Origin of the sequence: Microcella alkalica, assembly GCF_014595885.1 — a bacterium.
GTDB lineage: Bacteria > Actinomycetota > Actinomycetes > Actinomycetales > Microbacteriaceae > Microcella > Microcella alkaliphila_B.
In genome coordinates this window covers 408,419-431,117 of record NZ_JABUKC010000003.1, presented here as the reverse complement: position 1 = coordinate 431,117, position 22,699 = coordinate 408,419, and the positions used below count along the sequence as shown (strand labels likewise).

Below are 22,699 nucleotides of genomic sequence, written 5' to 3'. Positions count from 1 at the left end.
AAAGGGGGCGAACGTGGAACGGATGCCGACCGTCGACGACGTCGCCCGCGCCGCGAACGTCTCGCGCCAGACCGTCTCGAACGTGCTCAACTCGCCCGCGATCGTGCGGGAGGACACCCGGCTGCGCGTGCAGCGCGCCATCGACGACCTCGGCTATCGCCCCAACGCCTCCGCCCGCCGCCTGCGCACGCAGCGCTCGGCGACGATCGGCCTGCGGCTCGACCCGCTGCGCGACGGCATCTCCGGCGCTGTGCTCGACCGCTTCGTGCACAAGCTCGCCGAGCAGGCCGATGCCCGCGACTTGCGCGTCATGATCTTCAGCGCGAGCGGCCACGACGACGAGCTCGCGCACATCCGCCGCCTGCGCGACGGCAGCGACGTCGACGCCTTCGTGCTGATCGGCACCGACCACGGCGACGAGCGCAGCCAGTGGCTCATCGACCAGGGCGTGCCGTTCGTCTCGTTCGGCCGGCCCTGGGGGGCGCCCTCGCCCGACCCGCGGCACCGCTGGGTCGACGTCGACGGTCGCGCCGGCGTGCGCGACGCCGTCACGCGCCTGCGCGAGCGCGGCGCCCAGCGCGTCGCCTGGATCGGCTGGCCCTCGCCCTCGGGCACCGGCGACGAGCGCGCGGCCGGCTGGCGCGAGGCCTGCGGCCTGCCCCCGGCGGCGGCGGATGCCCTGTCGCGCGCCACCGAGGACGGCGTGCCCGAGGGGCGCGCGGTCGCCACCGCGCTGCTCGCGCTGCCCGAGGCGCCCGACGCGATCGTCTGCGCGAGCGACTCGCTCGCGCTCGGCGCGCTCATGGCGGCGCAGGCCGCCGGGCACGGCGAGCTGCCGATCGTCGGCTTCGATAACACGCCCGTCGCCGCGGCGGTAGGCCTCTCGAGCGTGGATCAGCCGCTCGACGAGGTCGTCGCCGCGACGCTCGAGCTGCTCTTCGGCGAGCGCGGCGGCGCCGTGCGGCCGAATCCGAACAGCAACGAGGAGCCGACGCATCGGCTCCTCGTGCCTCGACTCGTCGAGCGCAGGTCTACCCACCTGCCGCTCGACGGCAACCCCGGCGCCCTGGGCTCCGGCGATCACAATCGAAAGGAATCATCGTGAGGACATCACAATGGAGCTCGGTCGCTCTCGCGACCGGACTCGTCGTCACTCTAGCCGCGTGCGCGGGCGGATCGGGAGGCTCCGGCGGCGACGGCGGCGAGACCTCGGGCCAGGAGCTCACCATGCTCATCGGCTCGTCGGGCGACGCCGAGACGCAGGCCGTGCAGGCCGCCGCCGACGCGTGGGCTGAGGAGACCGGCAACACCGTCGAGGTGATCGCCGCGAACGACCTCGTGCAGCAGCTCGGTCAGGGCTTCTCGGGCAACAACCCGCCCGACATCTTCTACATGCCGTGGGACCAGTTCCAGACCTACGCGGCGCAGGGCTTCATCGAGCCCTACGCGGAGGACTTGGAGAACGCCGGCGACTTCCTGCCCGCCCTCGTCGAGCAGTTCAGCTACGACGGGCAGTTCTACTGCGCGCCGAAGGACTTCTCGACCCTCGGCCTGCAGATCAACACGGAGGCCTGGGAGGCCGCGGGCCTCACCGACGCCGACATCCCGACCACGTGGGACGAGCTCGCGACCGTCGCGCAGACCCTCACCACGGGTGAGCAGGTCGGCCTCTCGATGGGCCGTGAGTACGCCCGCGTCGGCGTCTTCATGAACCAGGCCGGCGGCTCGCTTGTGGAGGACGGCGAGGTCGTCGCCGACAGCGAGGCCAACGCGGAGGGCCTGGCGTACCTGCAGGAGCTCATCGCCGCGGGCTCGCTGAAGTTCCCGCAGGAGCTCGAGGCGGGCTGGGGCGGTGAGGCCTTCGGCCTTGGCAAGGCCGCGATGGTCATCGAGGGCCCGTGGATCAACGGCGCCATGGCCAACGACTTCCCCGAGCGCCAGTTCATCTCCGTCGAGCTGCCGGAGGGCCCGGAGGGCCCGTCGACCTTCGCGTTCAGCAACTGCTGGGGCATGCCGGTCGGCAGCGAGACGCGTGACGCGACGATCGACCTCATCGAGTTCCTCACGAGCGACGAGCAGCAGCTCGCCTTCTCGGAGGCGTTCGGCGTGATCCCGTCGACCGAGTCGGGCAGCGCGGCGTACGCCGAGCAGTTCCCCGAGAACGAGGCCTTCGTCGCCGGCGTCGAGTACGCCGACAGCCCCGTCGCCTTCCAGGGCGCGGCGGCCGCGATCGCCGACTTCAACACCCAGCTGGAGCAGATCGGCTCGGCCGAGCCGTCGACGCTCCTGGGCTCGCTGCAGTCGAACCTGCAGGCCGCCTACGACGAGGCGAACGGATAACCTCCGTGGCCCTCGCCGCTCAGCGCCCTCGCCGCGGCGGTCTCCGCCGCGGCGAGGGCCGCGCGGGGTGGCTCTTCGTCGCCCCCGCGGTCATCATCACCGCCGTCTTCCTCGCGATCCCCATCCTGCTCGCGCTGTGGGTGAGCGTGAGCGACTGGAACGGCTTCCAGTCGCCGCTGAACCCCCGCGTGAATTTCGTCGGGCTCGAGAACTACGCCGCGATCACGACCGAGGAGGGGCTCGATCAGCGCAACTTCGGCACCGCCGTGCGCAACAACCTCTACTACGTGCTGCTCGTCGTGCCGCTGCAGACGATCATCGCCCTGCTGCTCGCCGTGCAGGTCAACCGTGCGGCCCTGCGCGGTCGCGGGTTCTTCCGCACGGCGTTCTACTTCCCGTCGGTGACGAGCACCGTCGCGATCGTCATCGTCTTCCAGTTCCTGTTCACCGCCTCCGGCGCGGTCAACGCCGTCATCGGCGCGCTCGGCATCGACGGACCCGACTGGTTCAACGACTCGACCGGCCTGATCCACGGCGCGCTCTCGGCGTTCGGCATCACCGGCCCGCCGCCGGCGCTCGCGGAGCCCGGGTTCCTCGGCATCTCGGGCTGGGAGTGGCTCGCCGGCCCCTCCGTCGCGATGACTTCGCTCATCATCCTGGCGATCTTCACGACCTCCGGCACGTTCATGCTGCTGTTCCTTGCGGCACTGCAGGCGATCGGATCCGAGATCGACGAGGCGGCCCTCGTCGACGGCGCCGGCCCGGTGCGGAAGTTCTTCTCCATCACCGTGCCGATGCTGCGCCCGACGCTCTTCACGGTGCTCACGCTCGGCCTCATCGGCTCGTGGCAGGTCTTCGACCAGATCTACGTGCTCGGCGGCACAAGCGCGGGCGGCACGATCTCAACGCCGGCCTTCCTCGCCTACCGCACGTCGTTCGTCGACCTGCAGTGGGGTCAGGGCGCGGCGATCGCGTTCATCCTCTTCGTGTTCATCATCGTCCTGACGCTCGTGCAGCGATGGGTGCTCAAGGAGCGGTCGCCGAAGTCGAAGCGTCGCGCGGCCGCCACCGCGCAGGAAGTGGGGGTGACCCGATGACGGCCATCGCCGAGACGAGCGAGCCGGGCATCCGCACCGATCCCCAGGGGCGGCCCGCGAAGCGCCGCCCGCGCATCGGGGCCCGCGCCCGCTCGGGCCTCATCGTCGGGTACCTGATCCTCATCGGGCTCGCGCTCATCTACATCTACCCGTTCATCGTGTCGATCTCGGCCTCGTTCAAGACGGATGCGGAGGCGACGCAGAGCCCGCTGGGGCTCATTCCGGAGACGATCACGTTCGCCGCCTACGAGCGACTGTTCGGCGATGTGCCGTTCGCGCGCTGGGCCGGCAATACCGTCTTCGTGACCGTGATCGTGACGATCGGCCGCGTGTTCTTCGACTCGCTCGCCGGGTACGCGCTGTCGCGGCTGCAGTTCCGGGGTCGCACGGTCGTGTTCGTCGCGTTCATCGCGGTGCTGTCGGTGCCGGGCGTGGTGCTGCTGATCCCGCGCTTCCTGATCCTGCAGCAGCTGGGGCTGTACGACAGCTACGCGGGCATGATCATCCCGCTGCTGTCGACGGCGGCGGGCGTGTTCATCATGAAGCAGTTCTTCGACTCGATCCCGGGCAGCATCGAGGAGGCGGCGCGCATCGACGGCGCCGGCACCTTCCGCGTTTTCTGGACGATCGTGCTGCCGATGGCGCGGCCGGCGCTCGTGACGCTGTTCATCCTGAGCTTCCAGGGGTCGTGGAACGAGCTGGGCCACTTCATCGTGTCGCGGCAGAGCCCCGAGCTGAACACCCTTACCACCGGTGTCGCCTCGCTCGTGTCGGGGCAGCTGGGGTCGGGCAACCAGTTCCCGCTGCAGCTGGCGGCGGCCGTGCTCATGACCATCCCGGTGGCGGTGCTGTTCTTCATCTTCCAGCGCCGCATCATGAACACCACGGCGGGCGCCGAGAAGGGGTGACGGGCCGCGGGCGCCGTCTCAGCCGAGCAGAGAGCCGCCGGCGAGGGCGGCGCCCGCTTCGACCGCGAGCAGCGTGAGCGCGAGCGTCACGACGACGTTCGCGACGGCGATCATGAGGCGGATGCTCGGCGCGCGCCGGGCATCCGCCTCGCTGTCCCGGCCGGGGCCGCGCCGCGCCCCGCCGAGCTCGCCGCGCGCGAGCCGCACGGTGTCGACCGCGTGGGTGGAGAACGTGGTGAGCCCGCCGCAGAACCCGGTGACGATCGCAAGCCGCAGGGCGGCGTCGTCGACGCCGGCGACGGCGAGCCCGGCGAGGAACGAGCCGGCGACGTTGACCAGCAGCACGCCCCACGGCAGCGCGCCGCGCGCGGGCAGGGCGACGCCGGCGAGGTGGCGCAGCAGGCTGCCGAGCGCGCCGGCGCCCGCGAGGGCGAGGAGGGTCAGGGCGGTCACGGCGCGCCGCCCGTCGGCGGTGTCGGCGCGCCGCCCGTCTCCGGGGCCGTCGCGCCGAGCCGGCCGCCGATCGCCAGCCCGGCCGCGGCGGCGCCGATGCCGAGCGCGAGCGTGAGCCCGACGGTCGCGGCGGCGGCCGCCGTCGAGCGCCCCTCCGCGAGCTGCACGACGGAGACGGCGAAGGCGGAGTAGGTCGTGAACGCGCCGAGCATGCCGGTGCCGAGCCCCGCGCGGGCCCATCCGGGCACGCGCGGCGACGCCCAGCCGACGAGCACCCCGAGCAGCGCGGCGCCGAGCACGTTGACGAGCAGGGTGGGCGCGGCGAACCCGGTCGAAGCGTGCGGCAGGGCCGCATCCGCCCCCGCCCGCAGCAGCGTCCCGAGGGCGCCTCCGCCGGCGACGGCCGCGAGCGTCGCGGCCGCGAGCGGATGCCCGGCGCGCGTCGGACGCCCGGGAGCCGACCCTGCGCCCGGACGCTCGCTCACGCGCTCAACCTAGCGCGGCCCCCAGCCCCCGGCCCTCGGCCCGCGGCCCCCAGCCCCCGGCCCGGCCGCCTCGCGCGTCGCGTTCTGCACGTGCGCCCGACGCGTGCACGCCCGCGCACCATGTGCTCAGCTCCTCATGGCTCCTCCGGCCTGCGGCTCTGCGAGTTTCGGAACGTCGCGAATGCCGCTCGCGACGTTCCGCCATTCGCAGAGTGCGCGAGGGCATCACGGGCCCGGCCACATCAGGTCGCGCGCGGTCCCGCTGGCCCACGCGTGACCCCGTCGAGCCCGGCAGCCCTCGACGCCCCGTCCGCGGCGGCTGCGCCGCGCTGCGGCTCGTCCCGTCGGCCGGTCCGCTCGCTCAACGAGCCCGCAGCAGGGCCCGCAGCTCCTCGCGCAGGTCGGCGAGGCGGCGCTCGACGAGCGTCACGACCTCCTCGTCGAGCCGGTCGGCTTGTGCGGCGGCGCGCAGCTCGGCGCGAGCATCCAGTCGAAAGCCCGTCAGGGCCGACTCGGCGCGGTGCAGCCGCTCGCGCGCCTCGACCCGCGTCACGGTCGGCGCCGCCGGCTCGCGGCGACCGGCGGCGCGAGCCTCGTCGCGCGCTTCGCGCGCCGCCGCGGCGAGCTCCGCCCGCAGCGACGACATCGCCTCGCCCACGGATGCCCGCACCTCATCCGCGAGTCGCCGCACCGAATCGCCGACCCCCGCTTCGATCGCGGCGAGCTCCTCCGACCGGGCGGCGAGCTCGGCGCGCCCCTCCGGGGTGAGCGAGTAGACGGTGCGCCGCCCGTCGGCGAGCCGTGATACGAGCCCCTCGGCCTCGAGCTTGCCGAGTCGCGGGTACACCGTGCCGGCGGAGGGCACGTAGGTGCCGCCGAAGCGATCCGACAGCGCCTGGATGATCTCGTACCCGTGCATGGGCCGCTCGGCGAGCACGTGCAGCAGGTACAGCCGCAGGTGCCCGTGCCCGAAGACCGCAGGCGTCACGCCACCGACTCCCGCTCGGTGTGCACGACCGAGACGTCACCCGACACGCTGCTCGCGACGACCTCCGTGAAGGCGCCCGCGAGCTCGCCGTAGCGGCTGGAGTACTGCCCCTTGATGCCGGTGACGCGCGTGTCGTCGAGCTGCAGCGAGCCGGCGACCGTGTTGACCGTGTACTGCGCAGGCACGCCCGCATCGAGCCGCACGGTGAGGTCGCCGCTGACGCTCTTGCTGCGGATGCGGTCGGGCGCCCCGTAGAGGTCGAGGAAGACGTCGCCCGAGACCCCGTCGCACGCGAACCGGAACACCTCACCCGCGACCGTCACGTCACCGCTCACGGTGTGCGCCGTCACGTCGCCGTGGTGCGCGCGCACCGAGATCTCACCGCTGACGTTCTGCAGCGACAGGTCGCCGACGAGCCCGTCGACGACGACGTCGCCGCTGACGGTGCTGATGCTCGCGTCATCGTGCAGCCCGCTGATGAGGGCTCCCGCGCTGACGACCCCGAAGGTCAGGGCGGTCGTGCGCGGCACGAGGATCGACACCTCGGCGCGCGCCCGACCCTTGAACGCGCGGAACGTGTCGAGCCAGTTCTCCCACCGCAGCTGCGGGTGGTCGACGACGAGCGTGCCGCCCTCGAGCGCGACCTTCAGGTCGCGACCGCTCACGTGGTTGACCTCCACGCGCGCGGTCGGCTCGTCGTGCGCGACGATGTCGACCTGCCCGGCGATGAGGCTCACCTTGAGGCGGCGCACGCCCTCCAGGTCGATGACGGTCGGCTCGCTCACGATCCAGGTCTCCTGCGCCATGGTGCGCTCCTCTCCCCCGCGACCCTCCGCGGATGCTCCTATCGCGATATATCGCGTCCGTGGCGATCACGATATATCGCGTCTCGATCGCGCACAAGCCCCGGAGTTGACCTTGACGCTGCGTCAACCTCTACCGTCGAGGGCATGGAGTGGTCCATCCAGCAGATCGCCCGCCTGTCGGGCACGACGAGCCGCACCCTGCGGCACTACGACGAGCAGGGTCTGCTGCCCCCGACGCGCGTCGGCGCCAACGGGTACCGGTACTACGACGAGGCGGCGCTCGTGCGCCTGCAGCGCATCCTGCTGCTGCGCCAGCTCGGGCTGGGCCTGCCGGCGATCGCCGAGCTGCTCGACGGGCAGACCGACGACGTCGCGGCGCTCACGACCCACCGCGCCCTGCTGGAGCAGGAGCGCGACCGGGTTGAGCGTCTCATCGCGACCGTGACCACGACCATCGAACGATTGGAAGGAGGGCAGGAGCTCATGGCAGAAGAGGTCTTCGACGGCTTCGACCACACGCAGTACCGCGAGGAGGTCGAGCAGCGCTGGGGCGCTGACGCCTACGCCCGCAGCGACCGCTGGTGGCGCGGGCTCGGCAGCGAGGGGCAGGCGGCGTTCCGCGAGGAGGCCGGGGCGATCACCACGGCGCTTGCGGCCGCCCACGCCGCGGGCGCGAGCCCCGATGCCCCGGAGGTGCAGGCGCTCATGGCGCGGCACTACGCCTGGGTGCGGGCCGGCTGGGGCGGGACGGCGCCCAGCGCCGAGGCGTTCGTCGGGCTCGGCGAGATGTACGTCGCCGACCCGCGCTTCGCGCAGCACTACGGCGGCGCGGAGGGCGCGGCCTTCGTGCGCGACGCGATGCGCGCCTACGCGGCGAGCGAGCTGGGCTGAGCGGTGCCCGGGGTCGACGGACGCGTCGGCTCCGGCACGCGCAGTCGCGGCAGCGTCTGCCCGACCAGGGGCCCGATGAGCAGCGCGAACGCCACGGTGCCGAGGCCGACGGTGCCGCCGAGCAGCCACCCGATCGCGAGCACGGTGACCTCGACGCCCGTGCGCACCTTCCAGATCTTCCAGCCGAAGCGGGCGTGGGCGCCGGTCATGAGCCCGTCGCGCGGCCCCGGCCCGAAGCGGGCGCCGATGTAGAGGCCGGTCGCGATCGACAGCAGGGCGAGCCCCGCGGCGAACATGAGGATGCGCGCCCACAGCTCGTCGGGCGTGCGCAGCATGAGCAGCGCGAGATCCATGGCCGGGCCGATGAGCAGCACGTTCAGCACGGTGCCGATGCCGGGCCGCTGCTTGAGCGGGATCCACAGCAGCAGCACCCCGAGCCCGATGAGCACGACGATGAGCCCGATCGACCAGCCCGTCTGCACCTCGAGGCCCTGCGCGAAGACCGTCCACGGGTCGAGCCCGATCTCGGCGCGGATCATGAGCGCGACCGAGACGCCGTAGAGGAAGAGGCCGAGCAGCAGCTGGCCCCAGCGGCGGGTCATGATGCGGGCCGGCGACATGGGCTCAGCCAACTCCGATCGGGGCGGCGGCGCAAACTCGAGGAGGGCGCACGACCGGCCGCGGGCATCCTGACCGATCGGTCACATTCGGGGCCGGCGCGCACCCCTCGCTTTGCATTCGCTCAGCGTTCACTGGGATGCTGACCAGCGTTCCCGCCCTGCGCCGGCCTCCGGCGAGCCCTCTCTGACCGGAGAAACGTCGTGCATCTGCTGTCGGTGTTCAGCCTTCGCAACCGAGCCCTCATCGCCCTCGTCACGATCGTCGTCGGGCTGTTCGGCGGCATCGCGCTCACGAGCCTGAAGCAGGAGCTCATTCCGAGCGTCAGCTTCCCGCAGGTGATCGTGCTCACGCAGTACCAGGGCGCCGCGCCCGAGATCGTCGAGCAGGACGTCTCGACGCCCATCGAGACCGCCATCCAGGGCGTCGCGGGCCTCGAGGCCTCGAGCGCGACCTCGAGCACCGGCTTCTCGGTCGTCTCAGCGCAGTTCGCGTTCGGCACCGACATCTCGCGCGCCGAGCAGCGCGTGCAGCTCGCCGTGAACCGGCTCGACCTGCCGGCCGACGTCGAGCCCCAGGTGCTGACTGGCTCGATTGACGACTTCCCGGTCATCCAGATCGCCGTCACGAGCGATCTCGAGCCGGGCGCGCTCGCCGAGGCGCTCGACGAGCAGGCCGTGCCCGACCTCACCGACCTCGAGGGCGTGCGCGAGGTGAGCGTGCAGGGCGCCGTCGGCGACCGCGTGACGATCACGCCGGATGCCGCGGCCCTCGCCGCACGCGGCCTCAGCACCGCGGCGATCACCGACGCGCTCGACGCGAACGGCGTGCTGCTGCCCGCCGGCACCATCACCGAGGACGGTCAGACCCTCGCGGTGCTCTCGGGCGTGCGCATCGAGAGCGTCGACGAGCTCGCGGCGCTGCCGCTGCTGGGCACCGAGGCCAGCGCCGACGGCTCGATCACGACGATTGATGACGTCGCCGACGTCGCGATCGTCTCCGACCCCGTGACGAGCTACAGCCGCGTCAACGGTGAGGACGCCCTGACCCTCGGCGTCACGAAAACGCCCGCCGGCAACACCGTCGACGTCTCGCGCGCCGTGCAGGCCGCGCTGCCCGCGATCGCCGACGCGATCGGCGAGGGCACCGAGTTCACGGTCGTGTTCGACCAGGCGCCGTTCATCGAGAAGTCGATCGAGTCGCTCGCGACCGAGGGCGTGCTCGGCCTCGTCTTCGCGGTCGTCGTGATCCTGGTCTTCCTGCTGTCGATCCGCTCGACGATCGTGACGGCGATCTCGATTCCGACCTCGGTGCTGCTGACCTTCATCGGCATGCAGGCCTCCGGCTACACCCTCAACATCCTCACGCTCGGCGCGCTCACGATCTCGATCGGTCGCGTCGTCGACGACTCGATCGTGGTCGTCGAGAACATCAAGCGGCACCTGGGCCTCGGCGAGGACAAGAAGACGGCCATCCTCACCGGCGTGAAGGAGGTCGCGACGGCGATCACGGCCTCGACGGTGACCACGATCGCCGTCTTCCTGCCGCTCGCCCTCGTCGGCGACATCACGGGCGAGCTGTTCCGGCCCTTCGCGCTCACGACCGCGATCGCGCTCGCCGCCTCGCTGTTCGTCTCGCTGACGATCGTGCCGGTGCTGTCGTACTGGTTCCTGCGCGCTCCGAAGGCGCACGGCGCGCACGCCGCCGGCGGCAAGGCGACGGATGCCCGGCCAGTGTCGATCGAGGAGGAGTCGGCCCGCCCGACCCGCCTGCAGCGCGGCTACCTGCCGATCATCCGCTGGACCCTCCGCCGCCCCGTCGCCACCCTGCTGCTCGCCGTGCTCGTGCTCGTCGGCACGGGCGCGCTCGCCACGAACCTCAAGACGAACTTCATCGGCGACTCCGGTCAGAACACCCTCACGGTGACGCAGTCGCTCGAGAACGGCGCGAGCCTGGAGTCGCTCGACGAGGCCGCATCCACCGTCGAGGCCGCCCTGCGCGATGTCGACGGCATCGAGACGGTGCAGGCCTCGATCGGATCCGATGGCGCGAGCATCCAGGCCGTGTTCGGCGGCGGCAGCGACATCACCTACTCGATCACGACCGACCCCGACGCCGACCAGACGCAGCTGCAGGCCGACGTGCGCGACGCCGTCGAGAGCCTCGACGGGGTCGGTGAGATCAGCGTGCAGGCGGCAGGCGGCGGCTTCGCCTCCTCCGACATCGAGGTCGACATCACCGCGGCGAACCAGGCCGACCTCGAGAAGGCCGCGCAGACCGTGCTCGACGAGGTGCGCGAGCTCGACGTCACCGCCGAGGCCCGCTCGAACCTCTCCGACACGCAGCCGTACCTCGCGATCCAGGTCGACCGCGCGCGGGCGGCCGAGCTCGGCCTGAGCGAGGTCGCCGTCGGCGGCATCGTGACGCAGGCGATGTTCCCCGCCTCGGTGGGCTCCGTCGTCATCGACGAGCGCAACCTGTCGATCTATCTGCCGAACGCGGATGCCCCGACCACTGTGCAGCAGCTGCGCGACTTCCCCATCCCGACCGCGGCGGGGCCGCTGCCGCTCAGCGAGCTCGCGAGCGTCGAGCAGGCCGAGGGCCCGGCGACGATCACGACCATCCGCGGCACCCGCAGCGCGACCATCACGATCACGCCCGGCACCGACGACGTCGGCACCGCCTCGCGCGTGGTGCAGGCCGCGATCGACGGGCTCGAGCTGCCCGACTCGGCGAGCGCTTCGCTCGGCGGTGTGACCTCGCAGCAGTCCGACGCCTTCGGGCAGCTGGGTCTCGCCCTGCTCGCGGCGATCCTCATCGTCTATGTGGTGATGGTCGCGACGTTTAAGTCGCTGCGGCAGCCGCTGCTGCTGCTCATCTCGATCCCGTTCGCGGCGACCGGCGCGATCGCGCTGCAACTCATCGCTGACATCCCGCTCGGGGTGCCCTCGCTCATCGGCGTGCTCATGCTCATCGGCATCGTCGTGACGAACGCGATCGTGCTCGTCGACCTCGTCAACCAGTACCGCGAGCGCGGCATGCGCGCCCGTGAGGCGATCATCGAGGGCTCGTCGCGCCGACTGCGGCCGATCCTCATGACGGCCGCGGCGACGATCTTCGCGCTGCTGCCGCTGGGCCTCGGCCTCACCGGCTCGGGCGGGTTCATCTCGCAGCCGCTCGCGATCATCGTCATCGGCGGCCTCGTGTCGTCGACGCTGCTGACGCTCGTCGTGCTGCCGGCGCTGTACTACCTCGTCGAGGGGGCGAAGGAGCGCCGCGAGGAGAAGCGTGCGCGCAAGGCCGCGGAGGCGGAGCCGGAGACCGCGCCCGCCGCCTAGGTCGGCGCGGTCTGTCGGGCTCGCTCGCGCCTTGCTAGCGTGAGCGCAGCCCGACCCGAAAGCGAGTCACCATGGCCGCCTCCGCCCCTGACCGCACCGGCCAGCCCGACGACGCCGCGACCGTCTCACCGGGACTCTTCACCCACGCGACCGTGCAGCTCGCCCCCTATCGGGTGCAGTGGCTCGCGCGGATCATGTACGGCGACGCGTTCGAGTTCGTCGTCATGGGCGTCATCATCCTCAACGCCGCCGCGCTCGCGATCCTCACCTACGACGACGCGCATCCCACCGCGATCGCGGCCGCCGTCGTCGTCGACCGCGCGGCCATCGTCTTCTACACGGTCGAAGTGGTGCTGCGCATCATCTCCTACGGCTCGAAGCCGTGGATGTTCTTCCGCAACCCGTGGAACGTGTTCGACTTCGTCATCGTTGTGGCCATCCCGTTCCTCAACGACGGCACGGTCATCTTCCGGCTCGTGCGGCTGCTGCGCATCCTGCGCATCTTCCGCTTCCTGCCCGAGGCGCGCATCCTCATGCTGTCGATGTTCAAGTCGGTCGCGCCGCTGGCGAACCTCGCCGTGCTCATCGGGTTCCTGATGTTCATCTACGCGATGGCCGGCGTGTACCTCTTCGGCGAGCAGTCGCCCGAGCGCTGGGGCGACCTCGGCACCGCGATGATCACCCTCACCGTGATGCTGACGCTCGAGAACTTCCCCGACTCGTTCCTCGGCGGGCTCGAGATCACGCCGTGGGCGCTGCTGTACTTCCTCAGCTACATGTTCTTCATCGTCTTCACGGTGCTCAACGTGCTCATCGGCATCGTGATCACCGCGATGGATCAGGCGCGCGAGGAGGTCACGGCCGATCGCGCGCAGCAGGGGCTGCCGACGACGACCGGCACGATCCGGCTGCCGCGCGCCGGCGAAGGCGACGTCGCCGACGCGCGGGCCGAGCTCGACGCGCTCGCCGCGCAGCTCGACGAGGTGGAGCGCGTCGGTCGGGCATCCCCCGACCACATCGCGCGCATCCGCGACGAGATCGCACGGATGCGCGGGGCCTAGTCTCGCCCGCGTCGCGTCAGCTGCTCACCACGAGAACTGGTCGGGGCGCGAGGGCTCGTACGCCTCCAGCCCGCTGAAGGTCACGCCCGAGGACGCGCGCTCGCGCCGGTAGTCGCCGAACGAGTCCGACTGCGACGCGATCGTCCTCTCGGGCGTCTCGCCCTCGAAGGCGTCGTCGGCGACCTCGAGCGGTTCGAGCTCAACGACCACCGCAGGGGTGATGAGCACCGAGCGCTCGACGCCGTCGCTCGTGCGCACGGGGACGAAGCTGCCGCCCGTGCGGGCGGCCTCCTCGATGGAGTGCGCGAGATCGTCGAGCGGCACGCTCTGATCGAGCACGTAGGAGGTCAGGTTGACGTGAAGAGTGGTGATGAGCATGAGGATCCCGTGAGCATCAGCAGTCGACCGGGGCACCGCGGCGGCGGGCCGACGCGGACGCCCGAACTTCCCTGTATCGAACGCGCGGGCCACGGTACGCCCGGTGACGAGTGCTCGGGAACGGGTTTCGCCGTCAGCGAGATGGTGCTACGCGGCGCGTTGCACGCGCCTCGCCCGGTGCGCGGCTACGGCGCCGACCCCTCGATCGCGAGCACCGACGCCGGCACCAGCCGGTCGTGCAGGAAGGCGGCGATGCGGTCGGCGAGCGCGTCGTCGAGCAGCCCCACCGAGTGGGCGGGCGACTCGAGCAGCTCGAGCTCGACCCCCACGCCGGCCTCGCGCAGGGCCATCGCGAACGGCGTCGCCTGCCCGACCGGGATCAGCTCCTCCTGCGTGCCGTGCACCACGAGGAAGTCGGGGGCGCCGCGCACGATCGCGTGCTGAGGCGACGCCTCGGTGGCCGCCGCGCACTCGGCACGGTCGGCGCAGGCGAGGTAGTCGAGCATCGACTGCTCGAAGACGGGATTCACGGCCGAGCCGACCGTCAGGTCGAGCGGCGCGGAGAGGGTGACCACGGCATCCACCTCGTCGACGCGATCGGAGTCGACGCTGCGCAGCCCCGCGAGCGAGACCAGGTTGCCACCGGCGCTGCCGCCGAGCAGGGCGACGGCGGTCGGGTCGATCCCGTGCTCCGCGGCCGATTCCGGATGCTGCGCCCACGCGATCGCGGCGAGCACATCGTCGAGCGCCGCCGGGTAGGGGTGCTCGGGCGCGAGGCGGTAGTTGACCGACACCCCCACGAAGCCCTCGCTCGCGAGCCAGTGGCAGATGGTGCGCCAGGTCGGGTGCGCCTTGTCGCCGCGGGCCCAGCTGCCGCCGTGCACGGCGAGCACGGCGGGGCGGGCGAGGTCGACATCGTCACCGGCGGGGGCGGGGCGGCAGACGTCGACGGTGACGCCCTGGCCGGCGCCGAAGCCGTCGATCGGCACGTCCTCCTCGAGCAGCGACTCGGGCGGGGTCGAGAGGGGGAAGACGGCGCTCTCCGGCGCGGAGGCCGCGATGGCCTGCTCGCGCGCAAGCTCCTCCTCGGTGGCGGCGCAGCCGGCGAGCAGCCCGGCCGCGAGCGCGCCGACGGCGGCGACCGCGAGGGCGGCGCGCACGACGGGGGCGGAGAGGGCTCGGGCTGTCACGGTCCGTCCAGGGTAAGCGCTGGTCGGGGCGGCCTCGACCACGGGCCGTCGGCGGGCAGTCTGGGCTTTCCGCGCGCGCTCGGGTACTCTGAAGGGTCGGTTGAGAGACGGCGCGAGCTCGCTCGCGTGTCACTGTGTGGTCTCTCGGGCCGAAATCCTCTCGCCGCTCGGCGCGGAGGCACCTCATCGAGATGTATCGGCCCGGTCGACGACTGCCCGGGAGAACGGCGCTGCGGCGCCGCTGCTGCACCTTGCTCTACCCCGGAAAGTCCCATGCCTCAGCACAACCAGGGCCGCCCCTCGCGCGCCCACGCCTCCACCCGCTCGAACCCTCGCGTCGCCGGCCGCTCGCCCGAGCGCGCCGCCGCGCCCGGTTCGCGCAGCCCCAAGCACCGCGGCTACCGCCCCGACGAGGCGGATGCTGCGCCCAAGAAGGCGCGCTGGTCGCGAGACGAGCGCGTCGAGCGGGGCCACGCGGCTGACCGCTCGCGCGGCGCCGAGCGCCCCGACCGCGCTGCGCGCCCGGACCGGATTGCGCGCCCCGACCGCGCCGCGCGCCCCGACCGGGACGGCCGCGCGAGCCGCGACGACCGCCCGGCCCGCTACGACCGTCCCGCCCGCGACGACCGCTGGGCTTCGCCGCGCGGCGCCGCCGCCGGCCGTGGCGCCGGAGCCCGCGTGGGCCGCCCGAGCCGCGACGTGCACGTCGACCGCACGGGCACCGGCCGCACCGCTCACCGCCCGGAGTGGCGCCCGCGCGGCGCCGAGCCCGAGGTGCGCCCGACCCGCGGCGCCGCTCGCGGAACCGAGCGGCCCGCCCGCCCGGCCCGCGATGCCGACCGCGTCGCCCGCGGCGCCGAGCGTCCCGCCCGCGCGTTCGACCGCGAGCGTCCCGGCGCACGACAGTTCGACGACGCGCCCCGCACCCCGCGCGCCGACCGCCGCGACTCCTCCTTCTACCCCGACCGCGCCGCGAAGCCCGCGCGGCACGACGACGTCGTGCTCGAGCGGCTCACCGCCGAGGCGGTGCTCGCGACCGACGTCGACGGCACGACCTTCCGCGACCTGGGTCTCGGCGACAACATCTGCCGCACCCTCGCCGAGCTCGGCGCCGTGTCGCCGTTCCCGATCCAGGCGGCGACGATCCCCGACGTGCTGGCGGGTCGCGATGTGCTGGGCCGCGGCCGCACCGGCTCGGGCAAGACGATCGCGTTCGGCGCCCCGCTGGTTGAGCGCCTCATGGAGAACGGCGGCGGTCGCCGTCGTCAGCCAGGTCGCAACCCGCGGGCGCTCATCCTCGCCCCGACGCGCGAGCTGGCCCTGCAGATCGACGCGACGGTGCAGCCGATCGCGCGCAGCGTGGGGCTGTTCACGACGCAGATCTACGGCGGCGTGCCCCAGGGCCGCCAGGTCGGCGCGCTGCAGCGCGGCGTCGACATCATCATCGGCACGCCCGGCCGCATCGAGGATCTCATCGAGCAGGGCCGCCTCGACCTGAGCGAGGTCGTCGTGACGGTGCTCGATGAGGCCGACCACATGTGCGAGCTGGGCTTCCTCGAGCCGGTGCAGCGCATCCTGCGGCGCACCGCTGTCGGCGGGCAGAAGCTGCTGTTCTCGGCGACGCTCGATTCCGGTGTCGCGAGCCTGGTCGACGAGTTCCTGCACGAGCCGTCGGTCTACGAGGTCGCCGGCGAGGATCAGCGCTCGTCGACGATCGACCACCGCGTGCTGCTCGTCGAGCAGCGCGACAAGCGCGCCGTCATCGAGCAGCTCGCGTCGGGCGCCGGCAAGACCCTCGTCTTCGCCCGCACCCGTGCGTTCGCCGAGGAGCTCGCCGAGCAACTCGAGGATGCCGGCATCCCCGCCACGAGCCTGCACGGCGACCTCGACCAGCGCCGCCGCCAGCGCAACCTCGACAAGCTCACGAGTGGTCGGGTGAACGTGCTCGTCGCGACCGACGTCGCCGCGCGGGGCATCCACGTCGACGACATCTCGCTCGTGGTGCAGGCCGACGCCCCCGACGAGTACAAGACGTACCTGCACCGCTCGGGCCGCACGGGCCGCGCCGGCAAGGAGGGCACGGTCGTCACGCTCATCACGCGCCCGCGTCGCCGCCGCTTCGAGGAGCTGCTGGAGCGCGCCGAGATCACCGCGCGCCTCGACCAGGTCAAGGCGGGGGATGCCCTGCTCGACGAGCTCGCAGCCCTCTAGCCGCACGCCCCGCGTCGCCCCGCAGCGGCCCAGCTCCCCTCATGGGGGCCGGGCCGCTCCCGTCCCCGCGCCTACCGCGCTTCACGCGCCCACCGCGCCGTCCCGTTCGAGTCCCCGTCCCCGTTTCCGTCCCCGTTTACGTCTCCGTTCCGTCCCTATCGCTGTCCCCGCCTCCCCGCGCCCCCTCGTCGTGCCCGCGGCTCCCTCGGCGTCGCAGCCCAGCCTGATCGGCTGCCGCCGACTCTGCGAACTTCGGAATATCGCGAACCGGGCTCGCGATCTTCCGCAATTCGCAGAGTGTGCAAGCGGTAATTCCAGGGCCAGAGCCAGAGCCAGAGCCAGAGCCAGAGTCAGAGTCAGGGCCAGAGTCAGGGCCAGAGTCATGGCCCCAGACAGCGCCGACGTCCCGCGCTCCTCGTCCGCGGCCGAGCGAAGTGCGGCAGGCTCCCGCCCCTGCGCCCCCCGACCGGCGCCCCGATCCCACCGGCGCCCAGCACCGTCCGACCGGCCGCCTTACGCGCGGCAGGCCCGCGCACCCCTCGACCGCCCGCCAGGCGGCCCCCCTCAGGCGAGCGCGAGCATCGCGCTCGCCGCGAGCGCTAACGTGAGCCCCACCCACTGCGGCCGCGCGACGCGCTCGCGCAGCACGACCGCCGCGAGCAGGATCGTCCCCGCCGGATACAGCGCGGTCAGCACCGACACGACCTCGAGGTTGCCGAGCCGCAGGCCCAGCAGCGCGATGACGTTCGCCGCCGCGTCGAGCACCCCGCACACGAGCGCGAGCGCGATGCCTCCCCGCCACCCGGCGCGCAGGCCCGCGGCGCTCGAGCGCAGGGTGCCGAGCGCGTGCGGCGCCCCGTGGGCGCCGTCGAGCACGGCGAGCCGCGCATCCGCCCGCACGCCACGATGGGCCGCGACGACCGCGACGACGACGATCGCCGCGATCATGACGGTCGCGTTGACGGTGCGGTTGGCGATGAGGGGCACGAGGCCGCTGTCGTCCGGCGTCTGCTCCATGAGGATGTAGAAGGCGCCGATGAGCGTGCCCGAGATCGTGGCCATGACGAGGCCGCGCGCCGACGGGCGCACCGCGCCCTCGCCCGGCACGAAGCCGACGAGCACGACGGCGACGAGCGCCAGACCGAGGGCGGGGTAGGCGAGCGGCCCCAGCTGCGAACCCGTCGCGAGCCCCCAGGTCAGCGGCACGATCGCCGACGTGACGGCGGTGAGGGGCGAGAGGATGCTCATCGGCCCGATCGCGAGGCACGCGTACAGCAGCGCGATGGCCGCAGCCCCCGTCACGCCCGAGACGCCGCCCCACAGCAGCGCCTCCGCCGACCAGCGGCCGGGGACGACAAGGGCGCCGACGAGCAGCAGCACGACGCCCGACACGGCGCCGAGGGCAGTGACGCGCAGCGCCGAGATGCGGCGCGCGGCGAGCCCGCCCACGAAGTCGGCGGCGCCGTAGACGAGGGCACCGGCGAGTCCGAGCACGACGGTGAGCAAGAGGCCTCCTGGCGTCCGGCGCGGCGGCGGGGGTGCGGGGATGAGCACGCGGTCGGCGTCGCTCCGTGTGCCACAATCCTGCCATCGCTCGTCACCCGCACGATGCCGGCCGTTCACGCGGCCGCCGTACGGTCGCGAGCGAGCGCCTGGGGGGCCGCGCCGCCGCGCGCCCTTGCGCGGGTGAGCACGTGAACATCTCGTGACTACTCAAGTGAGCACTAGGTGCATCGACCGTTCTGTGCTTATGGTTCGAGTTGGCCCCCGAAAAGGGGGAGCCGATTCACCTTCGCCCTCCCACCCCAAGGAGTTCAGCGCACCATGTCATCCCTCCCCTCCGGCGGCCGCGCTCGCGCGGGCGCCCGCGCGACGGCGTTCACAACCGCCGTCTGCGTCGGCCTCGGGCTCGCGGGTCTCACCGCGACGCCCGCCCTGGCCAGCACGCACATCCCGATCGCCGACGTGCAGGGCACCGGCGCCGCCTCGCCGCTCGACGGCCAGACCGCCACCGTGCAGGGCGTGGTCGTCGCCGACCACCGCGGCACCGGCGGCTACGGCGGCTTCTTCATCCAGACGCCCGGCCCCGACACGACCCCGGGCGCGAGCGACGGCCTGTTCATCTTCACGGGCTCGACCGCGCACGCCGTCGCGCTCGGCGACCTCGTCGAGGTCACGGGCGTCGTCGACGAGTACTTCGGCCAGACCCAGATCGGCGCCACCGCCGCGTCGGCCGTGACCCTCGTGCAGGCCCAGGCAGGCCTCCCCGCCCCGACGCCGCTGCCGACCTCGGTCGTCGGCGACGCGCGCGAGGCCTTCGAGGGGATGCTCGTCGCACCCGAGGGCGACTACCTCGTCTCGTCGAGCCACGAGCTGTTCTCGTTGGGCACCCTGTGGCTCAGCCCGGAGGAGCTCGCCGTCAAGAGCACCGAGCTCGTCGACGCGGGCCCCGAGGCCGACGCGATCGCCGCGCAGAACCGCGCGTCGCGCATCCTGCTCGACGACGGCTTCAACGCCCGCGTCACCGCGAGCGCCCACCCCGGCGACCAGCCCTACTTCTCGAAGGGCGTCGTCGTGCGCAACGGCGACCGCGTGGTCTTCCCCGCCGCCGGCATGGTGCTGGCCTACGGGTTCGACCAGTGGCGCCTGCAGCCGCAGCGCCCGACGTCGACGACGACGGCGGCGCAGAGCGGCGTGAGCTTCGAGACGCGCAACCCGCGCCCGGCCGCCGCCCCCGAGACGGGCGGCGACATCCGCGTCGCCGCGTACAACGTGCTCAACTACTTCACGACGCTCACGTCGCAGAACTCCAGCGCCCGCGGCGCCCGCACGGCCGAGCAGCTGGCGATCCAGGAGTCGAAGATCGTCGCCGCCATCAACGGCCTCGACGCCGACGTCGTCGCCCTGCAGGAGATCGAGAACTCGGTCAAGCTCGGCGAGCCGACCGACGAGGCCCTCCAGGCGCTCGTCGCGGCGCTCAACGCGCAGGCGGGCCCCGGAACGTGGGACTACGTCCGCACGCCCGCTGCGCTCACCGACGCCGCGATCGTCGATTTCATCAGCAACGCGATCATCTTCAAGCCCGCCTCGGTCACCCCGGTCGGCGACAGCTTCACGCAGGTCGACGAGACGGTGTGGGACATCGCGCGCGAGCCGATCGGTCAGACCTTCGCCGCCGGCGGCATCGAGTTCACGGTCGTCGCCAACCACTTCAAGTCGAAGGGCGGCGACGGCGCTGAGCCGGCCGATGGCCAGGGCCAGTTCAACCTCGAGCGCGTCGAGCAGGCGAACGCCCTGAAGGCGCTCGTCGAGTCGATCCCCGGCGAGGCCGGCGAGAACGTCCTGCTGCTGGGTGACTTCAACGCCTACAGCGAGGAGGACCCGGTGCAGGTCTTCACCGACGCGGGCTGGAGCGACCTGGTCGCCGACACCACCGACGGGCAGTACACCTACACCTTCGACGGCGAGCTCGGCTCGCTCGACCACGTGATCGCGAGCCCGGCGATGACCGCCCAGGTCACCGGCGTCGGCGTCTGGGGCATCAACTCGGCTGAGTGGAGCGACCGCCAGTACGCCTTCGCGGCGACCGAGGCCGGCACCGTCTACCGCTCGAGCGACCACGACCCCGTCGTCGTCGGCGTCAGCACGACGCCGCCGCCGGTCGACATCGACGTCGTGACGATCAACGACCTGCACGGTCGTCTCGAGGCGGCGCCGCCCGCCGCGGGTGCCGCCGTGCTCGGCGGGCTCGTCGAGTCGATGCGCGCCGCCAACCCGAACACGCTGTTCATCTCGGCCGGCGACAGCATCGGCGCCTCGACGTTCACGTCGTTCATCCAGAACGACGAGCCGACGCTCGACGCGCTCAACGCGATGGAGCTCGACCTCAGCGCGCTCGGCAACCACGAGTTCGACCAGGGCCGTGCTGACGTCGACGACCGGGTCATCCCGAATTCCGACTTCCCCTACCTCGGCGCGAACATCTACGAGAAGGGCACCACGACCCCCGCGTACCAGGAGTACGAGGTCATCGAGGTCGACGGCGTCCGCGTGGGCTTCGTGGGCGTGCTCACCGAGAGCATGCCGAGCCTGGTGAGCCCGAACGGCATCGCGACGCTCGACTTCGGCGACATGACCGAGGCGGCCGTGCGCGTGGCCGACCAGCTGCGTGACGGCGAGGCCGGCAACGGCGAGGCCGACGTCGTGATCCTCGTCGCGCACGAGGGTGCCCCGACGACGACGCTCGAGGCCGCCACCGGCGACAGCGAGTTCGGCGACCTCATCAACGGCGTGCTCGGCAAGGTCGACGCCGTGGTCTCGGGCCACACCCACCTGCAGTACGACCTCGAGGTGCCCGTTCCCGGCACCGACGAGGTCATGCCGCTCATCCAGGGCGGCCAGTACGGCGAGGCGTACGGTCACCTCGAGCTCTCGGTCGACCCCGCCTCAAAGGAGCTGCTGAGCATCACTGCCGGCGTCAAGCCGCTCGTGGGCGCCGCCCAGCCCGACCCGGAGATCGCGGCGATCGTCGCCGAGGCCGTCGCCTTCGCGAACGTCGCCGGCAACGAGCGACTCGGTGACATCACGGCCGACTTCCTGCGCGGCATCGACTTCTCGGGCCAGAACGGCGCGCAGGCCGAGAACCGCGGCGCAGAGTCGACCCTCGGCAACGAGGTCGCCGACGCTCAGCTGTGGGCGACTCGCGACCTCGGCACCGAGGTGGCGCTCATGAACCCGGGTGGTCTGCGGGCCAACCTGGTGTACGCCTCGAGCGGCGCGAACGACCCGGTCGGCAACCTCACCTTCCGTGAGGCGGCGAACGTGCAGCCCTTCGCGAACACCCTGTTCACGATGACGCTCACGGGCGACCAGCTGCGCTCGGTGCTCGAAGAGCAGTGGCAGCCCGCCGGTGCGAGCCGTCCGTTCCTGAAGCTGGGCGTGTCGTCGACGCTGTCGTACGACTACGACCCGACGAAGCCGGCCGGCGAGCGCATCGGCACGATGCTCCTCAACGGAGAGCCGATCACGGCCGACCAGCAGATCCGCGTCGTGGCGAACTCGTTCCTCGCGGCGGGCGGCGACAACTTCGCCACCCTCGCGCAGGGCACGCAGCGAGCCGACTCGGGCCGCATCGACCTGCAGGCCTTCGTCGACTACGTGCGCGAGTTCACGCCGATCAGCCCCGACTTCGCCCAGCGCTCGGTCGGTGCGTCGATCAGCGCCCCTGACGCCGACGGCTACAGCGCCGGCGACGAGGTCACGCTCTCGCTCAGCTCGCTGCTGTTCACGAACACGGGCGACCGCGAGGCCGAGGTGGTCGTGACGCTCGACGGCATCACGGTCGGCACCGCGCCGATCGACGCCACGATCGTCGGCCGCACCGACGAGACCGGCCGGGCCACGGTCACCTTCACGGTGCCCGAGGGCGTGGTGGGCGCGCAGCAGCTCGTCATCACCGTGCCTGACAACGGCACGCGCGCCGAGGTCCCGTTCGAGATCACCGAGATCGACCTGCCCGCCCTCGTGGTCGAGGGCGAGCCGAAGGTGACCGGCGCGGCGAAGGTCGGCAAGCAGGTCACGGTGCGCGGCGTCGAGGTGCCTGCCGGTGCGACGGCCACCTACCAGTGGCTGCGTGACGGCGAGCCGATCGAGGGCGCGACGGGCGAGTCCTACCGCGTCTCGAGCGCCGACGCCGGCACCGCGCTGTCGGTGCAGGTGACGGTGAGCGCCGAGGGCTTCGACCCGGCCGTGCTCGTCAGCGACGAGCGCGACGTCAAGAACGAGCGCCCGGGCAAGCCGATCCGCGACCTGATCGACGGCATCGTCGGCTGGCTGGCCGGTCTGATCGGCTGGCTGTTCCGCTGACGCTCGACTGAGCTGACGCGACCCTGATCGAGCGGGGCGGAGGGCATCCAGGCCCTCCGCCCCGTTCGTC

General features: G+C 72.4%; 17 protein-coding genes. 9 read left to right on the top strand and 8 right to left on the bottom strand.

Annotation, left to right across the window (positions count from 1 at the left end):
* Positions 1 to 22: 22 nt before the first annotated feature.
* The 4 genes from ID804_RS09790 to ID804_RS09775 are packed head-to-tail and all read left to right on the top strand — an operon-like array spanning position 23 to position 4,345.
* Positions 23 to 1,105, top strand: coding sequence for a LacI family DNA-binding transcriptional regulator (locus tag ID804_RS09790; RefSeq protein WP_188219197.1), 1,083 nt, complete (start codon positions 23 to 25; stop codon positions 1,103 to 1,105).
* Entirely contained in the window at positions 1,102 to 2,340 is a 1,239-nt protein-coding gene (locus ID804_RS09785) for a sugar ABC transporter substrate-binding protein (RefSeq protein WP_317451253.1), read from the top strand. Before ID804_RS09790 ends, ID804_RS09785 begins: the two co-directional genes overlap by 4 nt.
* Before the next feature lie 5 nt (positions 2,341 to 2,345).
* Complete coding sequence (locus tag ID804_RS09780) at positions 2,346 to 3,437, top strand: carbohydrate ABC transporter permease (RefSeq protein WP_169079049.1); 1,092 nt, start codon at positions 2,346 to 2,348, stop codon at positions 3,435 to 3,437.
* Positions 3,434 to 4,345, top strand: coding sequence for a carbohydrate ABC transporter permease (locus tag ID804_RS09775; protein WP_169079051.1), 912 nt, complete (start codon positions 3,434 to 3,436; stop codon positions 4,343 to 4,345). The genes ID804_RS09780 and ID804_RS09775 overlap by 4 nt, the downstream gene beginning before the upstream one ends.
* Positions 4,346 to 4,363: 18 nt before the next feature.
* Here the strand turns inward: ID804_RS09775 and ID804_RS09770 are convergent, their stop codons facing one another.
* From ID804_RS09770 to ID804_RS09755, 4 genes are all read right to left on the bottom strand, one after another.
* The gene (locus tag ID804_RS09770; RefSeq protein WP_211161150.1) at positions 4,364 to 4,798 is read right to left on the bottom strand and encodes a fluoride efflux transporter FluC; all 435 of its coding nucleotides are present in this window, start codon (positions 4,796 to 4,798) and stop codon (positions 4,364 to 4,366) included.
* Positions 4,795 to 5,283, bottom strand: coding sequence for a fluoride efflux transporter FluC (locus ID804_RS09765; RefSeq protein ID WP_169079053.1), 489 nt, complete (start codon positions 5,281 to 5,283; stop codon positions 4,795 to 4,797). The genes ID804_RS09770 and ID804_RS09765 overlap by 4 nt, the downstream gene beginning before the upstream one ends.
* Before the next feature lie 361 nt (positions 5,284 to 5,644).
* The gene (locus ID804_RS09760; RefSeq protein WP_169079055.1) at positions 5,645 to 6,271 is read right to left on the bottom strand and encodes a PadR family transcriptional regulator; all 627 of its coding nucleotides are present in this window, start codon (positions 6,269 to 6,271) and stop codon (positions 5,645 to 5,647) included.
* Positions 6,268 to 7,077: a DUF4097 family beta strand repeat-containing protein gene (locus ID804_RS09755; RefSeq protein WP_169079057.1), complete on the bottom strand. Its 810-nt coding sequence runs from the start codon at positions 7,075 to 7,077 to the stop codon at positions 6,268 to 6,270. The genes ID804_RS09760 and ID804_RS09755 overlap by 4 nt, the downstream gene beginning before the upstream one ends.
* Positions 7,078 to 7,221: 144 nt before the next feature.
* On the opposite strand from ID804_RS09755, the gene ID804_RS09750 reads away from it, so the two are divergent.
* Complete coding sequence (locus tag ID804_RS09750) at positions 7,222 to 7,968, top strand: MerR family transcriptional regulator (protein ID WP_169079059.1); 747 nt, start codon at positions 7,222 to 7,224, stop codon at positions 7,966 to 7,968.
* Here the strand turns inward: ID804_RS09750 and yczE are convergent.
* Positions 7,944 to 8,588: a membrane protein YczE gene (gene yczE / locus ID804_RS09745; protein ID WP_223159074.1), complete on the bottom strand. Its 645-nt coding sequence runs from the start codon at positions 8,586 to 8,588 to the stop codon at positions 7,944 to 7,946. The two genes, ID804_RS09750 and yczE, sit on opposite strands and share 25 nt — an antisense overlap.
* Before the next feature lie 201 nt (positions 8,589 to 8,789).
* Between yczE and ID804_RS09740 the strand changes: the two genes are divergently transcribed.
* Together ID804_RS09740 and ID804_RS09735 are read left to right on the top strand one after the other, a co-directional pair.
* Positions 8,790 to 11,924: an efflux RND transporter permease subunit gene (locus ID804_RS09740; RefSeq protein WP_169079061.1), complete on the top strand. Its 3,135-nt coding sequence runs from the start codon at positions 8,790 to 8,792 to the stop codon at positions 11,922 to 11,924.
* A gap of 71 nt (positions 11,925 to 11,995) precedes the next feature.
* Positions 11,996 to 12,985, top strand: coding sequence for an ion transporter (locus ID804_RS09735; protein ID WP_169079063.1), 990 nt, complete (start codon positions 11,996 to 11,998; stop codon positions 12,983 to 12,985).
* Between the two features lie 24 nt (positions 12,986 to 13,009).
* Here the strand turns inward: ID804_RS09735 and ID804_RS09730 are convergent, their stop codons facing one another.
* Together ID804_RS09730 and ID804_RS09725 are read right to left on the bottom strand one after the other, a co-directional pair.
* On the bottom strand, positions 13,010 to 13,363 hold the full coding sequence (locus tag ID804_RS09730; RefSeq protein ID WP_169079065.1) for a hypothetical protein: 354 nt from the start codon (positions 13,361 to 13,363) through the stop codon (positions 13,010 to 13,012).
* 185 nt (positions 13,364 to 13,548) lie between these two features.
* Complete coding sequence (locus tag ID804_RS09725; protein ID WP_169079067.1) at positions 13,549 to 14,553, bottom strand: alpha/beta hydrolase; 1,005 nt, start codon at positions 14,551 to 14,553, stop codon at positions 13,549 to 13,551.
* Between the two features lie 273 nt (positions 14,554 to 14,826).
* Here ID804_RS09725 and ID804_RS09720 point away from each other — a divergent pair, with 273 nt between their 5' ends.
* Positions 14,827 to 16,764, top strand: a complete 1,938-nt coding sequence (locus tag ID804_RS09720) for a DEAD/DEAH box helicase (protein ID WP_169079069.1) — start codon at positions 14,827 to 14,829, stop codon at positions 16,762 to 16,764.
* Positions 16,765 to 17,328: 564 nt separating this feature from the next.
* Here ID804_RS09720 and ID804_RS09715 read toward each other — a convergent pair.
* Positions 17,329 to 18,270: an EamA family transporter gene (locus tag ID804_RS09715; protein ID WP_169079071.1), complete on the bottom strand. Its 942-nt coding sequence runs from the start codon at positions 18,268 to 18,270 to the stop codon at positions 17,329 to 17,331.
* Positions 18,271 to 18,588: 318 nt separating this feature from the next.
* On the opposite strand from ID804_RS09715, the gene ID804_RS09710 reads away from it, so the two are divergent.
* Entirely contained in the window at positions 18,589 to 22,629 is a 4,041-nt protein-coding gene (locus tag ID804_RS09710; RefSeq protein WP_169079073.1) for an ExeM/NucH family extracellular endonuclease, read from the top strand.
* Positions 22,630 to 22,699 lie beyond the last annotated feature (70 nt).